Raw genomic sequence first — 19276 nt, forward strand, 5'->3', positions numbered from 1 at the left:
GCAATGACTGAAACGACTAAAAAGAACGGTTACCGTGCTACAATAAAGTATTTTATTGCGTCTCCGACGAAGGTTCGGCCGGTTGCAAATGTAATTAAAAGCAAGTCTTATGCCGACGCTATGGCGATTTTGGAGCATATTCCCAATAAGGGAGCTGCGCTGATTTCACAGACTGTAAAATCGGCCGCCTCGAATGCTTTGAACGGCAATAAAAAATTGGATGAGGATATGCTCTATATCAAAGAGATCCGTATTGATGAAGGACCGAGACTCAAGCGCTTATGGTGCCGCGGCCGCGGGCGTGCGGATGTTCAATTAAAACGAATGTGTCACATTACGGTAATAGTTGACGAAAAGGCGGGAGCGTAAGTATGGGACAGAAAGTAAACCCTATCGGGTTAAGACTTGGAATTAACAAAACATGGTCGTCTCGCTGGTATGCAAGTCCGAGAGAATATGCGGATTTATTGCATGAAGATTTAAAGATCCGTGCAATGCTTCAGACGCTGCCTGAGTGTAAAAATGCGGATGTTGCCGATATCGAAATTATCCGCCATCCTCAGCGGGTAACAATTGTTATTCATACTGCACGGCCGGGTGTTATCATCGGAACAAAAGGTGCCAATATTGAAAAAATCGGTGCTATTATTCAGAAAGAACTGAATAAAAAAGTTCAGATTAAAATCAAAGAAGTAAAGCGGGCTGAATTGAACGCTTCGCTTGTCGCCCAGAATGTTGCTCGTCAGCTTATGGGGCGTGCTTCTTTTAGAAAAGCCTTAAAGCAAGGGTGCTTTTCTACGATGAAAGCCGGTGCGCAGGGAATAAAAATCCGTGTTTCCGGCCGTCTCGGCGGTGCGGAAATGTCCCGGACTGAAGAAATGAAGGAAGGGCGGATACCGCTTCATACGCTCCGTGCGGATATTGATTACGGTTTTGCGGAGGCGCATACGACCTACGGGAAAATCGGTGTAAAAGTTTGGCTCTACAGCGGTATGATGTACAGCAGCGATCAGAAGGATGACGCCGGTTTGTTGTTAAAAAAACAGCGCAAGGAACGCGCACCTCGGTCTGAAAAAGGCCGCGGCGAACGTGCCGAAGCGGGGAGGGATTAAGCAATGGCTTTAAGTCCTAAGAGAGTAAAATATCGTAAGATTCAGCGCGGTAGAGTTAAGGGAAACGCAACGCGGTGCAATCATATCGACTTCGGTGAATTTGCATTGGTTTCGCTTGAACCCTTTTGGCTGACTAACCGCCAGCTCGAAGCTGCTCGTGTTGCTTTAAACAGAAAGGTAAAACGCGGCGGTAAGTTGTGGATACGCGTATTCCCCGATAAGCCGTATACGAAAAAACCGGCTGAAACACGTATGGGTAAGGGTAAGGGTGCTCCGGAATATTGGGTTGCAGTTGTAAAACCCGGAACGGTGCTGTTTGAGCTTACCGGTATTGACCGATCGCTTGCGGAAGAGGCTATGCGCTTGGCAGGAAGTAAGCTTCCGTTTAAGACGCGCTTTGCTGAACAGCCGCGCGATAACTAAGATGGAGTTTGCCGAATGAAAAAGCCGAACTATAAAGATTTATCCCTTGCCGAATTGCAGGCAAAGCGGAGTGAACTTAAACAAAAGTATATGGATTTGAGGTTTCAGTTCGTGGTTGGACATGTAGAAAACCCGCTGCTGAAACGATCTATGCGCCGTGAAATTGCGGCGTTGAACACATTTATCCGCCAGAAAGAACTGGCCGGTGTAAGTGCAGAGTAGGAGCAGGCCCGTGGAAGAAACAACGGCAAAAAAGAAATCCGGGAACCGCGAGTTTGTTGGTTTGGTAACCAGCGATAAAATGGATAAAACCATCGTCGTGCAGGTTGCAACCAAGAAACTTCATCGGCTGTATAAAAAGTATGTGTTGAATACAAAGAAGTATAAGGCGCATGACGAACAAAATACGGCTCATATTGGGGATACGGTACGAATTGTAGAGAACCGTCCGATCAGCAAGGAAAAATGCTGGCGTTTGGCGGAGATTATTGAGCGTGCAAAATAACGAGTAAGGAGCGTCTACATTATGGTTCAAGTAGAAACAAGATTAAACGTTGCCGATAACTCGGGTGCAAAAATTGTAGAGTGTATTAAGGTAATCGGCGGAACTCATCGCCGGTATGCCGGTATCGGTGATATTATTGTAGTAGCGGTAAAGGATGCGCTTCCTACTTCTACGATTAAAAAGGGTTCTGTAGAAAAAGCGGTTATTGTCCGCGTTTCTAAAGAATATCGCCGTCCTGACGGGACATATATTCGCTTTGACGATAATGCTTGTGTGTTAGTCGATGCGAATAAAAACCCCAAGGGTAAGCGTGTTTTCGGACCTGTCGCGCGCGAGCTGCGTGATATGGATTTTATGAAAATCGTATCGCTTGCGCCCGAAGTTCTATAAGGAGATTGAGTGTATGGAAGGAAAAATCAAGATCCGTAAGAACGATACGGTAGAAGTGATTGCAGGTAGCGAGAAGGGAAAGCGCGGCGCCGTATTGCGTGTTCTGCCTGAAAAGAATCAGGTGATCATTCAAGGCATCAATATGGGCAAAAAAGCTATGCGCAAGCGTTCTCAGCAGGATCAGGGCGGGATTGCCGAAATCGAAATGCCGATACATATTTCCAATGTAATGATAGTCGGTAAGAAGAGCGGCGTATCCCGCATCGGTTATAAGATGGACGGCGATAAAAAAGTGCGTTTTTGCCGTAAGGGTGGAGAAGTATTATAATGAGCAACTATGTACCACGGCTTAAGAAAATCTATACGGAAACGATAACGCCTGAGCTTACAAAAGAGTTCGGCTATACCACGGTTATGCAGGTACCGAAGCTCGTTAAAATCGTGCTCAGTATGGGGGTTGGCGAAGCATTGACAAATAAAAAATTGCTTGATGCTGCGGTAACCGATCTCGGTACTATTACCGGTCAAAAGGCGGTAAAAACAAAGGCAAAGAAAAGTATTGCTAACTTTAAACTTCGTGAAGGGCATGAAATCGGGGCGATGGTAACATTGCGCGGCGCAAAAATGTATGAATTTTTGGATCGTTTTATCAATGTCGCGCTGCCTCGTGTTAAAGACTTCCGCGGTGTCAATCCGAACGGGTTTGACGGTAGAGGAAATTATTCATTAGGCGTTACGGAACAGATTATCTTCCCTGAAATCGATTTCGATAAAATCGAAAAGATTGCGGGATTGAATATCAACGTTGTAACGACGGCAAAAACCGATAAAGAAGCGCGGGCGCTTCTTCTAAAGTTCGGCATGCCCTTTAGAAAGTAAGAGAGGTTTTCATGGCAACAACAGCAATGATAAATAAGGCAAATAGCACGCCGAAGTATTCCAGCCGCAAATACAACCGCTGCAGAGTATGCGGCCGTCCGCGCGGATATATGAGAAAATTTCAGATGTGCCGTATTTGTTTCCGCAAATTAGCAAGTGAAGGCCAGATTCCTGGCGTTACAAAATCAAGTTGGTAGGAGGTAAAAAATGAGCGTTTCAGATCCCGTCGCAGATATGCTTACAAAGATTCGGAATGCAGCGGCAGCCGGTCATGAGAAAGTCGATGTGCCTTCTTCAAAGTTAAAACTTGAAATTGTGAAAATTTTGAAAACCGAAGGTTTTATTAAGAATTTTAAAAGACTTAACGAAGCCGGCGAAAGTACAATCCGGATGTTCTTAAAATACGATGATAATGAATTACCCGTTATCCATGGTATTGAAAAAGTATCCACACCCGGACGCCGGGTATATTCAGGATATAAGATGCTTCCCCGCGTATATAACGGGTACGGCACTCTTATTCTTTCAACTTCGGTGGGCGTTATAACCGGCAAGCACGCAAGCGAAAAGCAGGTCGGCGGCGAGCTTATCTGCAAAGTTTGGTAGGAGGCGAGTGTGTCAAGAATTGGAAAACTTCCGGTAGCTGTTCCTGCCGGAGTAAAAGTCAATATCGCCGACGGTTCGTTGACCGTTGAAGGCCCCAAAGGAAAGCTTTCCCGTACCTATAATTCATTGGTGCAGGTAAAGTTTGAAAATTCGGCAGTTTCCGTGTCGCGGGTAAACGATACTAAAGAAGCCCGTTCGTTTCACGGTTTGTATCGGAATTTAATTCACAATATGGTTTTGGGCGTCAGTCAGGGCTTTTCTAAAACCTTGGTGATTAACGGCGTCGGTTACCGTGCCGAAGTGCAAGGAAAACTGTTGGTAATGGCTTTGGGCTATTCAAACGATTTTATCGCGTTGATCCCCGAAGGCATTGAGGTAAAGGTTGAGCCGCAGGGAAATAAAGTTATTATCTCCGGTATTGATAAGGAAAAAGTCGGCGAATTTGCAGCGCAGATCCGTAAACTCAGATTACCCGAACCCTATAAAGGAAAGGGTATCCGTTATGAAACCGAAGTCATTAAACGCAAAGTCGGTAAGACCGGTGTTAAATAAGGATAGGTACTATGTTTAAAAAGCGAATCGAGAAAGATAGAAAGAGATTTAAGCGTAAAGTTCATATCCGTAAACGGATTTATGGAACAGCTGAACGTCCTCGTATGACTGTGTTCCGCAGTAATAAAAATATTTCGGTGCAGGTTATCGATGATGACGCAAGCGTTACTATCGCTTCGGTGTCGACACTCGAAAAAGATTTTAAGCCGTTAAAGGCAAATATCGAATCTGGGGCAAAGATCGGGGAAGAACTCGGTCGCCGCCTCAAGGAAAAGAATATTACTGCGGTTGTTTTTGATCGAAACGGTTATCTGTATCACGGTGTGGTGCAGGCAGTTGCAGACGGTGCCCGTAAAGCGGGAATAAATTTCTAGGAGCGGATATGGATCGTCAGAAAGATTTTAACAGAGACAGTTCGCATCGTGAGAAGGAACTGGTAGAAAAGCTGGTTAAGTTAAACCGGACTGCAAAAGTTGTAAAAGGCGGCCGCCGTTTCTCTTTTTCCGCTTTAACGGTTGTCGGTGATCAGAACGGACATGTGGGATACGGCTTCGGTAAGGCGAATGATGTGAGCCAAGCCATTAAGAAGAGTATTGAAAGGGCAAAAGCGAATATGATTCATATTCCGTTGAAAAACGGTACCATTCCGCATGAAGTGCAGGCTAAGTTTAAGGGTTCTTCCGTATTGCTTCGCCCTGCCCGTTCCGGTACGGGAATTATCGCAGGCGGTACTATCCGGGCGATTATGGAAGCGGCCGGTGCAGCGAATGTTCTTTCAAAGTCCTTGGGGTCAAACTCCGCAGTAAATGTCGTGCGGGCTACTTTCGAGGCTGCATCGGAATTGATGGATGCTAAAACGATTGCTAAGAACCGCGGAAAGTCTATTACGGATGTCTGGGGGTAAACTATGGCAAAGAAAATTCGGATTACGTTAGTTAAAAGTACCATTGGACAAAAAAAACCGGTTCGCGCAACCGTTCGTTCCTTGGGACTTGGAAAATTGCATTCCGTAGTTGAGCACTCCGCTTCTCCCGCCATCTTAGGTATGGTACGGGCGGTTTCTCACTTAGTTGAAACAGAGGAGCTTGATTAATGTCTGATTTTATATTGAATGCGCCGAAAGGGGCAAATAAGAAAAAGCGCATTGTCGGCCGCGGTTCTTCATCCGGTCGGGGAACGACATCAGGTAAAGGAAATAAAGGCCAGAATGCGCGCTCCGGCGGTAAAACGTATATCGGTTTTGAAGGCGGACAAATGCCGCTCTATCGCCGTGTTGCGAAAAAGGGCTTTTCCAACTATCCCTTTAAGGAAGAATATTCGGTAGTAAATTTATTTATTATCGATGAAAAATATTCCGATGGGGAAACCGTTAATAAAGAAACGCTGAAGGCAAAAGGTCTTGTAAAGAAGCAAACTTCTTTGGTAAAAGTGCTTGCTTCCGGAGAGCTTACAAAAAAATTGACGGTTGATGTAGATAAAGTTTCCGCACAGGCTCAGGCAAAGATTGAAAAAGCCGGCGGGACGGTCGTTAAGCAGAACGGCTAAGCAGGCGGGCTTCATACATGGCTAACAATGCATTTGTAAATGTATTTCGGATAAAAGAATTACGCGACCGTATCCTGTTTACGATTGGAATTTTGATAGTGTTCCGACTCGGTTCGGTGCTGACTATTCCCGGTATTGATCCCCATGCGCTATCGGCATACTTCCAATCGCAAGTGCGTGGTAATGCCTTTGTCGATTATATGGACTTCTTTGTCGGCGGGGCATTCTCCAACTTTTCCGTATTCATGCTTGGCGTTATGCCGTATATCTCAACTCAGATTTTGATGCAGCTTGCGTTATTTGTGTTTCCGAGTTTGAAAAAGATTGCGGAAGATGACGGCGGTCGGAAAAAGATACAGGTATGGACGCGGATCCTTACGGTATTTGTGGCATTGATTCAATCCTATGCAGTAACCTTCTATGCCTATTCGATACCCGGTGCTATCGTGCTTCAGAGCAGATTTATGTACATCTTTGTTACGATGCTTACCGTAACGACGGGTACGATGATAACGGTCTGGCTTGGCGAGCAGATTACAGCGCGCGGTATCGGAAACGGTATTTCGATGATTATCTTTGCCGGTATTATTGTCCGGTTACCACACGCCGTTTCTCAGATGATCCGACTGGTGCGGCTCGGCGAATTAAACCTTGTCTTTGTCGTTATCGCATTGATTATGTTCGTCGGTATTATCGTTCTGGTTGTTTATGAACAGCAAGGACAGCGGAAGATACCGGTGCACTATGCAAAACGGGTTGTCGGACGGAAAATGTACGGCGGACAAAACACCTACATTCCGTTTAAAATCAATCCGTCGGGTGTTATTCCGATTATCTTTGCATCATCGTTTTTGACGTTCCCGATTTCGATTGCAACAACGATAGGGCCGAATGTCCGCTGGCTGAACAGCCTTGCGCAGTTCCTGCGTCCGAACGGATTGTGGTACAATATCTTCTATTTGATCCTTATTGTGTTCTTTGCATATTTTTATACACAGGTTTCATTAAACCCCACGGAAATTGCAAAGCAGATAAGGGAAAATGGCGGCTCTATTCCCGGCATTCGAACCGATAAAACCGAGGAATACTTGCAAAGAATTTTAAATCGTTTGATTTTACCCGGTTCTTTGTATTTGGCACTGATTGCCGTCTTACCGACTGTGATACAGACCATTTTCGGCTTCCCTCAGTCGATTTCGATGCTGATGGGCGGTACCTCGCTTCTCATCTTGGTTGGTGTTGATCTTGATACCATGAGTCAAATTGAAGCGCAGCTTAAAATGCACCACCATGAGGGATTGGTAAAACGAGGAAAGCTCAGATCACGGAATCTGTAGTATTTCGGTAAAGGTTATTCTTTTGTTAAGGAGAAAAACAATATGAAAGTAAGAACCAGCGTAAAGCCTATTTGCGATAAATGTAAGGTTATTAAACGCAACGGAATTGTGCGGATTATCTGCACTAATCCCAAACATAAGCAGCGCCAAGGCTAATGGAGGAAACTGAAGAATGGCTCGTATTTCTGGGGTCGACCTCCCCAATAAACATGTTAATATCGCGTTGACGTATATCTATGGAATATCTCACTCATCTGCAAAAGCAATTTGCGAAAAATCGAAAATTGATCCGATGCGGATGATCAACGATTTAAATCAGGATGAGCTTGCCGCCATCCGTGCCGTTATCGATCAAGACTATAAGGTTGAAGGCCGGCTTCGTACCGAAGTTGCTTTGAATATCAAGCGCTTGATGGATATCGGCTGCTATCGCGGTTTGCGGCATCGCAAGGGCTTGCCCGTTCGCGGACAACGTACAAGAACTAATTCCCGTACTCGCAAAGGTAAGAAAAAGACCGTTGCAGGTAAGAAGAAGTAATTTTGGAGGATAAGCTGTGGCTACAACCGCAAAAAAACGAAAAGAAAAGAAGAGCGTATATGAAGGAAATGTCTATATTCAGGCAACCTTTAATAATACCATTATTACGATAACCGATTTGAAGGGCAATGCGCTGTCTTGGGCATCCTCCGGCGGATTGGGATTCAACGGTGCTAAAAAATCTACCCCCTTTGCTGCACAGACAGTCGCGGAAACGGCTGTGCAGCGGGTTCAGCAGTATGGATTACGGGAAGTTCATGTGTTTGTAAAGGGCCCCGGCGTAGGTCGTGAATCCGCAATCAGAACACTTGGCGTTATGGGACTGAAAGTTCGGTCTATTAATGACGTAACCCCTATTCCTCATAACGGCTGCCGTCCCCGTAAGACCCGCCGCATCTAATAAAAAGGAGTTTGAATGGCTCGTAAAAATCTTTTGAAAGGATTCAAAAAACCAAAAGGTCTGGAATTTGCAGCGGATGTCTCAAATGACAGCTATGGTAAATTTACGGCGTCTCCCTTTGAAACAGGCTTCGGCACAACGATCGGCAATTGTTTACGGCGTGTTTTGTTGTCTTCAATACAAGGGTATGCTATTTCCGCTGTAAAAATTACCTCTTACGGTGCTGATGATGTGCCGCATAGTATATCAAGCGAGTTTGAAGCAATTCCAAACGTAACCGAAGACACGATGGAGGTTTTGAATAACCTTAAACAAATGCGGCTGCGGCTGCCGAACGAGATTGAACAAGATACCTTTTTGTTTGATTTCAAAGGCCCCTGCTCCGTTAAAGCAGCCGATTTTGCGAAACCCGGTCAGCTTGAGATTTTATCCGGTGATCTCCATATTATGGAGTTGATGGAAAATGCTCATGTTGAATTGGAGGTTCAAGTTGATTTCGGCCGCGGTTATGTACCGGCGGAAACCAATGAGAAATACGTTGAAGTTGTCGGAACAATTTCGCTGGATACTATCTTTAGTCCGGTACGGAAGGTTAGCTATGAAATTCAGCCGTGCAGAGTAGGGCAGCGTAACGATTACGATAAGCTTGTGCTTGAAATCTGGACGGACGGAACCATACGGCCTGAGGATGCATTAGCGGAAGCTGCTAAGATCGCAAAAGAGCATTTTACCGTTTTTGTGAACTTCAACGAAAATGAGTTACTCAGCGACGATGAAGCGGACGAAAGCGATGAAATGATAAAGCAGCTGCTTGATACGCCGATAACCGAACTTGATCTTTCCGTGCGGGCTTCCAATTGTTTGAAAAACGCAAACGTTTCAACAATCCGCGATTTGACAATGATGACCGAGGATGAAATTTCGAAAACTCGAAACGTTGGAAAGAAGAGTTTGCAGGAAATACAAGAAAAATTAGCGGAACGTAATTTGAGTTTGGGTATGACTGATTACAGTCATTTAAAAAATTCGATCAAGTTATCGAGACAGAAGGAAGAAACAGATGAAGCATAAAAACGGCTTTAATCCGCTTTCACGTACCAGTGCACATCGCCGCGCATTGCACCGTAACATGGTTACATCACTGTTTAAGTACGAGCGGATTACTACGACAAAACAGAAGGCGATGGAAATTCGGCGCACTGCAGAAAAACTTATTACCCGTGCTAAAGTCGATTCGGTTCATAACCGGCGGCAGGCTGCAACCTATATTTGGGATGAGGCTATCTTGAATAAATTGTTTACCGACATCGGTCCGCGTATGAAGGATCGGAACGGCGGATATACTCGCGTACTTAAATTAGGGCTGCGTGAGGGTGATGCCGCACAGGTCGCAATTTTAGAGCTGGTTGACTATACGCTCGATAAGAGCACAAAGAAGTCGGCAGATGCAAAGAAAGACGGTGCAGACAAGAGTGCTGCAAAGTCAAAGGCGGCGGAGGGCTAAACTATGTCGAAAGCGCATCGCGGAAAGGGAATTAAAAGCGTTCCCAATCATGGACGGGGAACATGCCCCGTAACCGGTCAGACCGGTGTTAAACTGTTGTACGAGCAGGAGATTGACGGAAAAAAGGTCAATATCTCTAAAGTCGGCCGTGCAATGCTGAAAAACAAGAAGGCTGCGGAAGCCAAGGCGTAAATAACGCTACGCTCTAAAAAACGCTCGCTCTGCCGAGCGTTTTTTTATGCCCTATTGTTTTGCCGATACGAAAGAAAATGTCTTTATATGCAGTCGATGTGTTTTTTCTGCCTGTTTATGAATTGGTTTGATAGTATATCTTTTTTTCGATGCTACTCGATATAGCTACTTGACAGATATATCTTAACAACAGATAATAGAATTATGATTAAATCATTTGCAGATTCAGAAACGGAAAAAATCTGGAAAGGCTATAAATCGTCTAAGCTTCCGCCTGAAATACATAAGAGAGCATTTGCTAAATTATTGATTATTAATTCAGCGGAAAAAGAAGATGATTTAAGAATTCCACCGGGAAATAAATTTGAACATCTGCTTGGAGATTTAAAAGACTATTATTCCATAAGAATAAATAATCAATGGAGAATACAGTTTAAGTTTCTAAACAATGAAGCTTACGAAGTACAGATTGTGGATTATCACTAAACGGAGGTGCGCTATGGATGAAAGATTTGAATTACCAACAGTTGGTGAAATTTTACTAGAAGAGTTTCTCGAACCTTTAAATATTACTTCGTATAGACTTTCAAAAGATTTAGGGGTTTCTTCCAGTTCAATTTTGGATTTAGTTCATGGGAAAAGAAAAATAACCGTTGAAATGGCTCTAAGGTTTTCTAAATACTTTGGAACAACTTCTAAGTTTTGGCTTAATATGCAGAATGAATTGGATTTAAGAGAAGCGGAGTTAAAACTTGTACATGATTTGGAGAAAATTCCACATTGTAAGCAGATAGCATAATAGCCGTTTTCAACCTGATGACTGGGCGAGTCCGGTTGCAGGTTATATGAATGTCCTATTGTTTTTGCCGATACGAAAGAAAAGACTACTATGATGATGGATTTATGTAAGATCGCCGCTGCAGAGGTATATGGTGCCGTTTGTAAGCTGACCGGTAAGGCATGGATACCGGTAAAAGGTTTTGAGCGGCATTTGGATGAAGAGTTGGCTTTGCAGGCGGGCGGTGTGGCTGGGCATACCCGGCGCTTTCTTTCTAACGGCTCTGCCGATTCCGGATTAAACGATACGGCCGCTCCAGTGAGCAGGCTTGTGTATTGTGAAGAGATAGAGCGGGAAGTATTTTGGAAGCAGCTGTGCTGGGAAGAACCGTTTGTGATGCGTTTCCGCAGTATCGGAGAAGCGGCGGAATTGTTGCGGGCTATTCAGCGGAATTGGGCGCACTATCCGCTCAACTGCTTTAGACGGGCGGAACTTATCGGGGAAAAACTTCCGTACATCAGTAAAAAAGAAAAACAGTACCCCTATACGGTGCCGCTTACCGGCATGGGGGTGTGGTCGCTGTTGGATGAACATACGCTGATTGCTTCCGCAAAAACATCGTCGCCGTTTCCGCTCGGGGTTATCCGCTTTGCCGAAGATCATCAAAATCCGCCGAGCCGAGCCTATCTTAAATTATGGGAAGCCTTAACACTGTTGGATTTTTACTATCGGCGTGCTGCTGAAATCTCTTTCCAGCCTGCAAAAACACGCGTCGCTGAAGCGCACCTACTGTCTACGCCATCGGTACCGGCGGATTGGGCATTACCGCAGGCGGGGGCGCGTTGCGTTGATGCGGGGGCTTGTCCCGGCGGCTGGACATGGGTGCTGAACAATCTGGGGGCGGAAATAACCGCTATAGACCGGAGCCCGCTGGCGGATTTTTTGATGCGGGAACCGCGGATTACGTTTATGCAGCATGATGCGTTTACGTTAAACCCGGAAAGCCTCGGCACGCAGGATTGGGTATTTTCCGATGTGATCTGCTATCCGCCGCGTTTACTTGAATGGGTTGAACGGTGGCGGGCGAGCGGTCTTTGTTCAAAATTTGTCTGCACCATTAAAATGCAGGGCGCTCCCGATTTTGATACGATACGGCGATTTGCGCAGTTTCCTCATTCAAAAATCGTCCATCTTACTGCAAACAAGCACGAACTGACATGGCTGTGCGCACCGTTTATCGATATCAATAAATAAGACTATAGAAAAAAATATCCGTTTTAAGTATACTACCGGTTAATTATGGAAGATAAAACGCAGGAAATGGAGCGGATTCAAGAACTGCTCGACAATAAGCACTATACAGCCTTAATTGCGGAACTCGCCGAGATGAATGCGGTCGATGTGGCTGAGATATTAGACAAAGAAAATGCGGCAAATGCAGTGATTCTTTTTAGAATGCTTCCCAAAGATCTTGCGGCAGAAGTATTTGCCCTTCTTTCGAGCGAACAGCAAAGCGCGTTTATTTCATCGATTACGGATAAGGAACTCGGCCCTATTTTAGATGAGCTTGCTTTTGACGATATCGTCGACCTTGTGGAAGAGATGCCCGCCAATGCCGTACGGAAAATTTTAGCGAACTCCGGAGAGGAGGAACGCAAGCTTATTAATCAATTCCTTAAATACCCGCCCGACTCTGCTGGCAGCCTGATGACAATTGAATACGTCAGCCTTAAAAAAAATATGACGGTGAAACAGGCGCTGGACTATATCAGAGAGACGGGACTCAAAAAAGAAACGATTTATACCTGCTATGTTACCGATGCCAATAGGGTACTTGAAGGTATCGTGTCATTAAAAGAGCTTGTATTGGCGCCCGAACAGGAGCTTATCGAAAATATTTTTGAAAGCGAGTGTATCTATGTGAATACGCATGACGATCAGGAGAGCGTCGTCGCAGTTTTTAAAAAGTATGCGTTCCTTGCCCTACCCGTTGTCGATGCCGAAAAACGGCTGATCGGTATTATCACCGTTGACGACGTGATGGACGTTATGGAGCAGGAGGCTACCGAAGACTTCCAGATCATGGCCGCTATGCAGCCGTCAGAGGACGCTTACTTGAACACCGGTGTATTTACGCTTGCCAAGCACCGTATCGGATGGCTGATGCTCCTGATGGTTTCGGAAACTTTTACCGGTAGGATTATCGAACATTATACCGAATTATTGGCGCGTTTAACCATTCTTACTTCTTTTATTCCTATGCTGATGGATACCGGCGGAAATTCGGGAAGTCAATCATCGACATTGGTTATCCGCGGACTTGCAACCGGCGAAATCCAGTTGCGCGATTGGGCAAAAGTATTATGGAAAGAATTACGCATTGCGATCATGGTAGGCTCCCTGCTTGGACTAACTATTTTTGTAAAATCGTATTTCTTAGATAGAAAACCGCTCCTCATTTCCGCAAGCGTCGGGTTAACTCTTATCGTAACCGTTACGATTGCAAAACTTACCGGCGGCCTATTACCTATTCTTGCAAAAAAACTCCACATGGATCCCGCAATTATGGCAGGCCCGCTCATCACTACGATTGTGGATGCGGTCAGTCTTATCGTGTATTTTAGAATTGCAGGGCTCTTGTTGTTTTAGGACTTGAGTATTTACCGGTCTTATATGAAATGGTTTGAACGCTTCCGCTACCGTACTTTTTCTCAGACAGCCTCTGTAGAGGAACTGTTGGTGGAAGTTTTTAGAAAGACTATCCACTTATCATCGGCTTTAACGGTTGTTTTTGCGGAGCGCTGGTATACGCTTACTATTGCCGGTATTGTTGGTATCAGTATACTCTACTGCGTTTCGGAATTTCTCCGTATGCACGGACATGGACTTTACATCATCTCGAATATTACCCGTTATGCCTCCCGTGCACGCGATAAGGGGCGATTCGTTTTAGGCCCGCTGACACTTGCCGGAGGGGTTCTTGCAGCATTGCTCCTTTTCCCGATACATACGGCAAAAATCGCTATCTTTGCGCTTGCATTTGGGGACGGTCTTGCAAGTCTTGTTGGGAAGCGGTTCGGCAAAATCCGCTTAGCATTTTTTAAGGACAAAACGGTTGCAGGAAGTTTAACCTGCTTTGCAGCTGTGTTTCTTTCGTCCCTTGCCGTCAGCGGGAGTTTTTGGAAAAGCCTGTTGCTCGGTATCGCGGGCGCCGGTATCGAAATGCTTCCGCTTAAAGATTACGATAATCTTTTAATACCGATAATCATCGGCTATATTGCCTTATTTCTCCATGCCTAATTTTTGCAAAGCCTCGCCCGCTATTGCCATAGATAAAATTGATGAATTGCCTTGAGAAAAAAGAATCCTCCTGCCAAGAGCACTGCAATACCAACCGCGGTAAAAAACCACGAACCGGCGTATAACACTGCGGTATACGCTATTAACATTGCCAACAGCCGGAACGCAGCTTTCCGATATTCGATAATACTGCGATAAATACCCACCAGCAAAAAAGATAGTACGGCTAATACGCAGACAATCCCGCTGAATGAATACAGAAGATAACGATAAGAGCGGGAAAATGAAAAAAACGACACTATATGGACGGTATCGATAGGGATGATATGGGATAGTGCAAAAGCGATAAAACTCAGCAAGAAAATAATGGAACCCGTTTCCCTCGTAAAAGTCTTATGGGCAAAGAGGCTGGAAGTTAAAAGCGCTAAGCAGGCGCCAAAACGAAAAAAGAAAATAATCCGTGCAATAGAGGCTGTAAATATGGTCAGTAACGGATAACGGATTTGCAGCGGAAAAAGGAGCTGCAGCGCCTCGACGGAAAGTGAAAAAACAAACAGACTGAAAAACGAGATTTCAAGTGCATGAGTTTTTTCAAAGAGAAAAAAGACGCATATCAGCAAGGCCAATGCTATCACTGGGAACGAGGCAACGCCGACCATAACTGCATAGTTATTATAGGCAAAAATCGGCAGCCTTAATAACCCAAAAGAACTTTCCGGCGCTGCCGGAAGCTCGGCAAGCAAGTTATGCGTAACGATAGCGATACAGCAGCTTACACTGCCGATTGCTATGAGCGCAGCCATACAAATAGCGAAAATTAAAATTCTATTACGTCCGGCTATTGTCATACGTGCCAGTATAGTTTGAAATCCGCTTCTCTGTCAAATATATGTCTTTTGAAAATATGCGGGTATCTCCTTCGTTGCTTGTTCAGCGAAGTACGTCCATGTACTTCGCTGAACACAAGTTTGACAATGGTCAAACTTGTTTCTGCTTAATACGAGCGGCATCCATGCCGCTGCTGAAAATGCTCAACGTATCAGAACGGACATGGATGTCCGTGAAGTTGAGCAGCAGCAAGTTTTTCGAAAGAAAACTTGTCGTTAAAAAGCGTACATGGAAGTACGCTTTTTAACAGGCCTGCGGTTAATTTTTTCTCGCGCCTCGGATCTATCTCGCCTATTTTCAAAAACTCCGGCTCTGCAGAATCACCATGGGCGGTGGGGAATAAATCGGTAGTGTGTTTTTCCTTGTAAGCGTTCGATGCGGTTGCGCTTCTTCTCAAAGAAAACGATATAACCTAAAAAAAAGTAAGGAGAAAAAAAATTTTTCTTGCGGAAACAATTATTCCGTGTTACACTAAAAGTAATCGCTGATTGGTACTCATTTATTCTAAAAGGAGGCTACTTTATGGAAAAACTCTTTCAGCTTCAAGCGCACAAAACCACTGTGCGCACCGAAATCATTGCAGGGCTGACGACATTCCTTGCAATGGCGTATATCCTTGCCGTTAACCCGCTTATTTTAAGTGATGCCGGATTAAATCCCGGCAGTGTATTTACGGCAACCGCATTATCTGCAGCAGTTGCAACATTGATGATGGCTGTTCTTGCCAATCTTCCCGTTGCTCTGGCTCCCGGTATGGGCTTAAATGCTTTTTTCACGTATACCGTTGTTATCGGAATGAAGTATTCGCCCGCTACGGCATTGACGGCAGTATTCCTTGAAGGTTTGCTGTTCATCCTTCTGTCTTTTTTCAATGTACGCGAAGCGATCGTAGAATCAATTCCGATTAACCTGAAAAAAGCCGTTGCAGCAGGTATCGGTCTTTTCATCACCTTAATCGGTATGAAAAATGCGGAAATTATCGTTGATAACCCTGCGACATTAGTCGGTCTCGGCAATGTTACTTCAGGTCCTGCCCTTTTGGGACTTATCGGTTTGGTTATTACCGCAATCCTGTATGTCATGCGTGTTCCCGGTTCAATTCTTCTTGGAATTTTGATTACCACGGTAATCGGTATTCCAATGGGCGTTACAGCGCCGGTAGGCGGCTGGGAAAATTGGTCGATCGTAAGTGCACCTGCAGCTCCGGTATTCTGGAATTTCGATTTCAGCAATATCTTTAGCTTCCAGTTCTTTACGGTATTCTTTTCATTCCTTTTTGTTGATATTTTTGATACGGTCGGTACCTTAGTCGGTGTTACTAACCGTGCAGGTCTTATCGACAAAGACGGCAATATTCCGCGCGTAAAGCAAGCGCTGCTCTCCGATGCTATCGGAACGGTTTTCGGAGCTATGATGGGTACTTCTACCGTTACCAGCTTTGTCGAAAGCACTTCCGGTGTAGCAGCCGGCGGAAGAACCGGTTTAACCGCTTTTACAACCGGTATATTCTTCTTAATCGCTTTGATTTTCTCGCCGATTTTCTTGCTTATCCCGTCGGCCGCAACAGCCCCGGCACTTATTATCGTCGGATTCCTGATGTTAAGCGCAACAGCGGAAATTAATTTCCAAGATCCTACGGAAGGTATTCCTGCGTTCTTAACCATCGTTATGATGCCGTTTGCTTACAGTATTGCTGAAGGTATCGTATACGGTATCCTTTCGTATGTTATTTTGAAGGCGATCACCGGCAAATTCAAGCAAATCCCGATTGTTACATGGGTATTGTTTGTCATCTTTATATTAAGAATTATCCTGCATTAAACGATAGTAAACTTAATATACCGGATAGGCCGGGCATTCATACACCGTATGGATGCCCGTTTTTTTTCATACCCATCTTTTGCGGCACTGTTTTTTTGAATGCTTGCAAAAGATACAAATAAGGATACAATAGTCCCCATGGATAGAAAATATGTATTGCTGATCGACGGCGACAATATCCCGCCGAGTTTTTTGGAAGCTATTATCACCGAAGTTTCTAAAGAAGGTGAATTACTGATAAAGCGCTTATACGGCGACTGGACAACGCCGAATATGAACGGATGGAAAAACTGGCTGGAAAAAATTCCCATCCGCCCGGTGCAGCAATTCCGTAACGGTCCGAATGCGACCGATAATACCATTATCATGGATGCCATCGAATTGGCAAATACCAACAAAAGTATTAACGCCGTTTGCATTGTTTCTACGGATTCCGATTACTATAGCCTCGCGCTTAAATTACGGGAATACGGGCTTTACGTACTCGGTATCGGCAAGCAAACTGCTAAGGCTCTTTGGGTAAATGCGTGCAATGAATTTAAGTATCTGGAAAACCTTGACAGTACCACGACCACGGAAGAAGAAAGTCAAGATTCCCCGTTTGATTCTCTGGAAAAACTGCTAAGCCATGCCTATAAGAATTCCAGAATGACGGAAGACGGCTGGGTCAGCCTCTCCGATTTAGGAAAATCCATCAGACGGAGTATGCCTGAGTTCGATCCCCGGTCATATAATCACAATACTTTGCGTGAAATTCTTGAAGCCTTTCCCGATCAATATGAAATGACAACGGATAAACTGGTTCCTCCCAATCATTGGATTAAGGCATTGGAGCGTCAAAATAGCGGCACGTTAACGGGTCGTATTAAACGCTTTAAGGGAAATTGGGGAATTATCGAAACGGATGATCACGGCGATTTCTACTTTGGTCTTACGAATCTCACAAAATCGTCCCGCCGTAAAAAGATTACGGAGGGTATGACGGTGCGCTTTAAAGTATTTAAGGAACCGAACGCGAATGGTGAAAACTTTGCCGAAAGGAACGGCAAAGCAACGGATGTGGAACTCCGGTAAAAAAAAGGTTTGTAAAGAGACCTTAAAATCGATACGGAGTGTTCGGCAACATCAGTACCGGCTTTCTACGGTACTGATGTTGCCATGCTTATGCCGCCCATAAGCGGAGTGTATGGCGTCTCTATCGTATTACGATAATTCCTACACGCTCCTTTTAATAGGCCATCCCTTCCACTGCTAAAGAGTCCATCCACAGCATTTTTACTACCGTAATAGTAAGCGTACCGTTTTCGGTCTGCGTTCCTTTGCGTACATAGACTGTAATGCCGTCGGCGTTAAAGGAGTCGTAATTATCAACTGAATCGGGCGAACCGGCAAACACGGCCGGTTGAGGTACTACGCCTCCTCACGTACGGCATCCGCCCAAATAGGTATACACACTGCTTTCGTTGTGCTTTGCAAGAAAAGCCCTTGCTTTTTCATCGACAGTAACTGTCATAGTTCCTCCTTGAAGATGTCTCAAAAGTCGGTTACTTTTTCGCATCCTCATTTTTAATAATATAGGATTCACTCCTAGTTTTTTTAATATAAAAAATTTTTATGTTTTCGTCAAATCTATTAAAAAAAATATAATTTAAAAATAGCTTGACACGATACGAAAATAAGGGAAACATACCGTATGATTTATAGCAAAGGTTTATTATACCCCATTATTTTATCCGTCTATATTGCAGGAAACCTTGCCTCCCTCCATAGTGCAGAATCACAGCCTTCCATGAACTCAATAGATGAAACGGAAAATCAACGGAAAACAGCACTTTTTACCGATGTCCCGCAGACTTCTCCTTTTTCGGAACAAGAATACGATCGGCTGATTTTAAAAATGTATGTTGGTCCTACCAATACACCCTCATATTGGTTTGAAAAAGGAGAATGGCAATTAAAAGGCGATAATTGCTGGGTCTCCGGCGGAGAGAATGAAATCGTCTCTCCCTATCAATTTAATATGATAAAGCAAGTGCATTATTATCGATACAAAAACTTGCACCCGCTTGATTCTACATATTATATGCAAGATAAAGATACTACGGATTTTCTTAAAAGGTTTTGTTTTTACCGCTTTACCGGTAAAACGGTTCTCCCCTCTCTTGATGTATATCTATTTGCCTTGGATATGTATACCGGACTTATCTTTTACTATGCACTTCCGACTCGGTTTGATAAAATTTTAGGGCACAGTATTCCTCAAGATTGGGTTTCACTTGAAAATCATCCTTATGTAAAAAGAAATTTTCCAAATAGAAAATTTTACGAATTCGATCCTGTCGGTATTATGCAAGCAAATGGGAAGATTCTTTTATATGATTGGATTATTGAACAGAATAAACGAAAAGACAGCGATATCATCGTGTATATTCCGCATTTGGATACAAAATATGAAAACAGCGCTTCAAAAGCCAATCCGGGATATTCCCCGTATCGGATAAAATAA

At 44.3% G+C, this 19276-nt stretch carries 32 protein-coding genes; 30 read left to right on the top strand and 2 right to left on the bottom strand.

The features are described 5' to 3' along the window. Nucleotides 1–3 precede the first annotated feature (3 nt). From rplV to HMPREF1222_RS08370, 27 genes are all read left to right on the top strand, one after another. Nucleotides 4–369 carry a 50S ribosomal protein L22 gene (gene rplV, locus HMPREF1222_RS08245; RefSeq protein WP_006188375.1) on the top strand — a complete coding sequence of 122 codons (366 nt, stop codon included), beginning with the start codon at nt 4–6 and terminating at the stop codon, nt 367–369. Nucleotides 370–371: 2 nt separating this feature from the next. Then, nucleotides 372–1112 carry a 30S ribosomal protein S3 gene (gene rpsC / locus HMPREF1222_RS08250; protein ID WP_006188376.1) on the top strand — a complete coding sequence of 247 codons (741 nt, stop codon included), beginning with the start codon at nt 372–374 and terminating at the stop codon, nt 1110–1112. Between the two features lie 3 nt (nt 1113–1115). Beyond that, a complete protein-coding gene (gene rplP, locus HMPREF1222_RS08255) occupies nt 1116–1535 on the top strand; it encodes a 50S ribosomal protein L16 (protein WP_006188377.1) in 420 nt (139 codons plus the stop codon). A gap of 15 nt (nt 1536–1550) precedes the next feature. Next, a complete protein-coding gene (gene rpmC / locus HMPREF1222_RS08260) occupies nt 1551–1757 on the top strand; it encodes a 50S ribosomal protein L29 (protein ID WP_006188378.1) in 207 nt (68 codons plus the stop codon). Nucleotides 1758–1767: 10 nt separating this feature from the next. Next, nucleotides 1768–2040, top strand: a complete 273-nt coding sequence (gene rpsQ / locus HMPREF1222_RS08265; RefSeq protein ID WP_006188379.1) for a 30S ribosomal protein S17 — start codon at nt 1768–1770, stop codon at nt 2038–2040. A gap of 21 nt (nt 2041–2061) precedes the next feature. Continuing rightward, entirely contained in the window at nt 2062–2430 is a 369-nt protein-coding gene (rplN, locus tag HMPREF1222_RS08270; protein WP_006188380.1) for a 50S ribosomal protein L14, read from the top strand. Nucleotides 2431–2443: 13 nt separating this feature from the next. Then, complete coding sequence (gene rplX, locus HMPREF1222_RS08275; protein ID WP_006188381.1) at nt 2444–2758, top strand: 50S ribosomal protein L24; 315 nt, start codon at nt 2444–2446, stop codon at nt 2756–2758. Next, nucleotides 2758–3309: a 50S ribosomal protein L5 gene (rplE, locus tag HMPREF1222_RS08280; protein ID WP_006188382.1), complete on the top strand. Its 552-nt coding sequence runs from the start codon at nt 2758–2760 to the stop codon at nt 3307–3309. Before rplX ends, rplE begins: the two co-directional genes overlap by 1 nt. Nucleotides 3310–3320: 11 nt before the next feature. Continuing rightward, nucleotides 3321–3506, top strand: a complete 186-nt coding sequence (locus HMPREF1222_RS12555; protein WP_039925666.1) for a type Z 30S ribosomal protein S14 — start codon at nt 3321–3323, stop codon at nt 3504–3506. Between the two features lie 10 nt (nt 3507–3516). Further along, on the top strand, nt 3517–3915 hold the full coding sequence (gene rpsH / locus HMPREF1222_RS08285) for a 30S ribosomal protein S8 (RefSeq protein WP_006188384.1): 399 nt from the start codon (nt 3517–3519) through the stop codon (nt 3913–3915). A gap of 9 nt (nt 3916–3924) precedes the next feature. Continuing rightward, nucleotides 3925–4467, top strand: coding sequence for a 50S ribosomal protein L6 (gene rplF, locus HMPREF1222_RS08290; protein ID WP_006188385.1), 543 nt, complete (start codon nt 3925–3927; stop codon nt 4465–4467). Nucleotides 4468–4478: 11 nt separating this feature from the next. Further along, the gene (rplR, locus tag HMPREF1222_RS08295; protein WP_006188386.1) at nt 4479–4841 is read left to right on the top strand and encodes a 50S ribosomal protein L18; all 363 of its coding nucleotides are present in this window, start codon (nt 4479–4481) and stop codon (nt 4839–4841) included. A gap of 8 nt (nt 4842–4849) precedes the next feature. Next, on the top strand, nt 4850–5371 hold the full coding sequence (gene rpsE, locus HMPREF1222_RS08300; RefSeq protein ID WP_006188387.1) for a 30S ribosomal protein S5: 522 nt from the start codon (nt 4850–4852) through the stop codon (nt 5369–5371). Between the two features lie 3 nt (nt 5372–5374). Next, nucleotides 5375–5560 carry a 50S ribosomal protein L30 gene (gene rpmD / locus HMPREF1222_RS08305; RefSeq protein WP_006188388.1) on the top strand — a complete coding sequence of 62 codons (186 nt, stop codon included), beginning with the start codon at nt 5375–5377 and terminating at the stop codon, nt 5558–5560. Beyond that, nucleotides 5560–6012: a 50S ribosomal protein L15 gene (rplO, locus tag HMPREF1222_RS08310; RefSeq protein WP_006188389.1), complete on the top strand. Its 453-nt coding sequence runs from the start codon at nt 5560–5562 to the stop codon at nt 6010–6012. Before rpmD ends, rplO begins: the two co-directional genes overlap by 1 nt. A gap of 17 nt (nt 6013–6029) precedes the next feature. Next, on the top strand, nt 6030–7349 hold the full coding sequence (gene secY / locus HMPREF1222_RS08315; protein ID WP_016519025.1) for a preprotein translocase subunit SecY: 1320 nt from the start codon (nt 6030–6032) through the stop codon (nt 7347–7349). Nucleotides 7350–7391: 42 nt separating this feature from the next. After that, entirely contained in the window at nt 7392–7505 is a 114-nt protein-coding gene (gene rpmJ, locus HMPREF1222_RS08320) for a 50S ribosomal protein L36 (RefSeq protein ID WP_002672206.1), read from the top strand. Between the two features lie 16 nt (nt 7506–7521). Then, the gene (rpsM, locus tag HMPREF1222_RS08325; RefSeq protein ID WP_016519026.1) at nt 7522–7887 is read left to right on the top strand and encodes a 30S ribosomal protein S13; all 366 of its coding nucleotides are present in this window, start codon (nt 7522–7524) and stop codon (nt 7885–7887) included. 16 nt (nt 7888–7903) lie between these two features. Further along, entirely contained in the window at nt 7904–8287 is a 384-nt protein-coding gene (gene rpsK / locus HMPREF1222_RS08330; RefSeq protein WP_006188392.1) for a 30S ribosomal protein S11, read from the top strand. 15 nt (nt 8288–8302) lie between these two features. Then, nucleotides 8303–9358, top strand: coding sequence for a DNA-directed RNA polymerase subunit alpha (locus HMPREF1222_RS08335; protein WP_016519027.1), 1056 nt, complete (start codon nt 8303–8305; stop codon nt 9356–9358). After that, nucleotides 9348–9791, top strand: a complete 444-nt coding sequence (rplQ, locus tag HMPREF1222_RS08340) for a 50S ribosomal protein L17 (RefSeq protein WP_006188394.1) — start codon at nt 9348–9350, stop codon at nt 9789–9791. The genes HMPREF1222_RS08335 and rplQ overlap by 11 nt, the downstream gene beginning before the upstream one ends. Before the next feature lie 3 nt (nt 9792–9794). Beyond that, nucleotides 9795–9983, top strand: a complete 189-nt coding sequence (locus HMPREF1222_RS08345; RefSeq protein WP_006188395.1) for a hypothetical protein — start codon at nt 9795–9797, stop codon at nt 9981–9983. A gap of 204 nt (nt 9984–10187) precedes the next feature. Further along, on the top strand, nt 10188–10469 hold the full coding sequence (locus HMPREF1222_RS08350; RefSeq protein WP_016519028.1) for a type II toxin-antitoxin system RelE/ParE family toxin: 282 nt from the start codon (nt 10188–10190) through the stop codon (nt 10467–10469). A 13-nt stretch (nt 10470–10482) separates the two neighbouring features. Continuing rightward, on the top strand, nt 10483–10782 hold the full coding sequence (locus HMPREF1222_RS08355; RefSeq protein WP_016519029.1) for a HigA family addiction module antitoxin: 300 nt from the start codon (nt 10483–10485) through the stop codon (nt 10780–10782). Nucleotides 10783–10872: 90 nt separating this feature from the next. After that, nucleotides 10873–12015 (top strand): SAM-dependent methyltransferase, encoded by a 1143-nt coding sequence (locus HMPREF1222_RS08360; protein WP_016519030.1) that lies wholly within the window; start codon nt 10873–10875, stop codon nt 12013–12015. Nucleotides 12016–12060: 45 nt separating this feature from the next. Beyond that, a complete protein-coding gene (mgtE, locus tag HMPREF1222_RS08365; protein ID WP_006188398.1) occupies nt 12061–13410 on the top strand; it encodes a magnesium transporter in 1350 nt (449 codons plus the stop codon). A gap of 24 nt (nt 13411–13434) precedes the next feature. After that, nucleotides 13435–14061, top strand: coding sequence for a diacylglycerol/polyprenol kinase family protein (locus HMPREF1222_RS08370; protein ID WP_006188399.1), 627 nt, complete (start codon nt 13435–13437; stop codon nt 14059–14061). 20 nt (nt 14062–14081) lie between these two features. Here HMPREF1222_RS08370 and HMPREF1222_RS08375 read toward each other — a convergent pair whose 3' ends face one another. Then, the gene (locus HMPREF1222_RS08375) at nt 14082–14864 is read right to left on the bottom strand and encodes a hypothetical protein (protein WP_232502075.1); all 783 of its coding nucleotides are present in this window, start codon (nt 14862–14864) and stop codon (nt 14082–14084) included. A 607-nt stretch (nt 14865–15471) separates the two neighbouring features. On the opposite strand from HMPREF1222_RS08375, the gene HMPREF1222_RS08380 reads away from it, so the two are divergent. Beyond that, nucleotides 15472–16770 carry an NCS2 family permease gene (locus tag HMPREF1222_RS08380; protein ID WP_006188402.1) on the top strand — a complete coding sequence of 433 codons (1299 nt, stop codon included), beginning with the start codon at nt 15472–15474 and terminating at the stop codon, nt 16768–16770. A gap of 138 nt (nt 16771–16908) precedes the next feature. Then, complete coding sequence (locus HMPREF1222_RS08385; RefSeq protein ID WP_006188404.1) at nt 16909–17844, top strand: NYN domain-containing protein; 936 nt, start codon at nt 16909–16911, stop codon at nt 17842–17844. A gap of 154 nt (nt 17845–17998) precedes the next feature. Here HMPREF1222_RS08385 and HMPREF1222_RS13295 read toward each other — a convergent pair whose 3' ends face one another. Next, the gene (locus HMPREF1222_RS13295; RefSeq protein WP_264175339.1) at nt 17999–18283 is read right to left on the bottom strand and encodes a CC/Se motif family (seleno)protein; all 285 of its coding nucleotides are present in this window, start codon (nt 18281–18283) and stop codon (nt 17999–18001) included. 180 nt (nt 18284–18463) lie between these two features. On the opposite strand from HMPREF1222_RS13295, the gene HMPREF1222_RS08390 reads away from it, so the two are divergent. Continuing rightward, nucleotides 18464–19276 carry a hypothetical protein gene (locus HMPREF1222_RS08390; protein WP_016519033.1) on the top strand — a complete coding sequence of 271 codons (813 nt, stop codon included), beginning with the start codon at nt 18464–18466 and terminating at the stop codon, nt 19274–19276.

The sequence above is a fragment of the Treponema vincentii F0403 genome (assembly GCF_000412995.1).
Classification (GTDB): domain Bacteria; phylum Spirochaetota; class Spirochaetia; order Treponematales; family Treponemataceae; genus Treponema; species Treponema vincentii.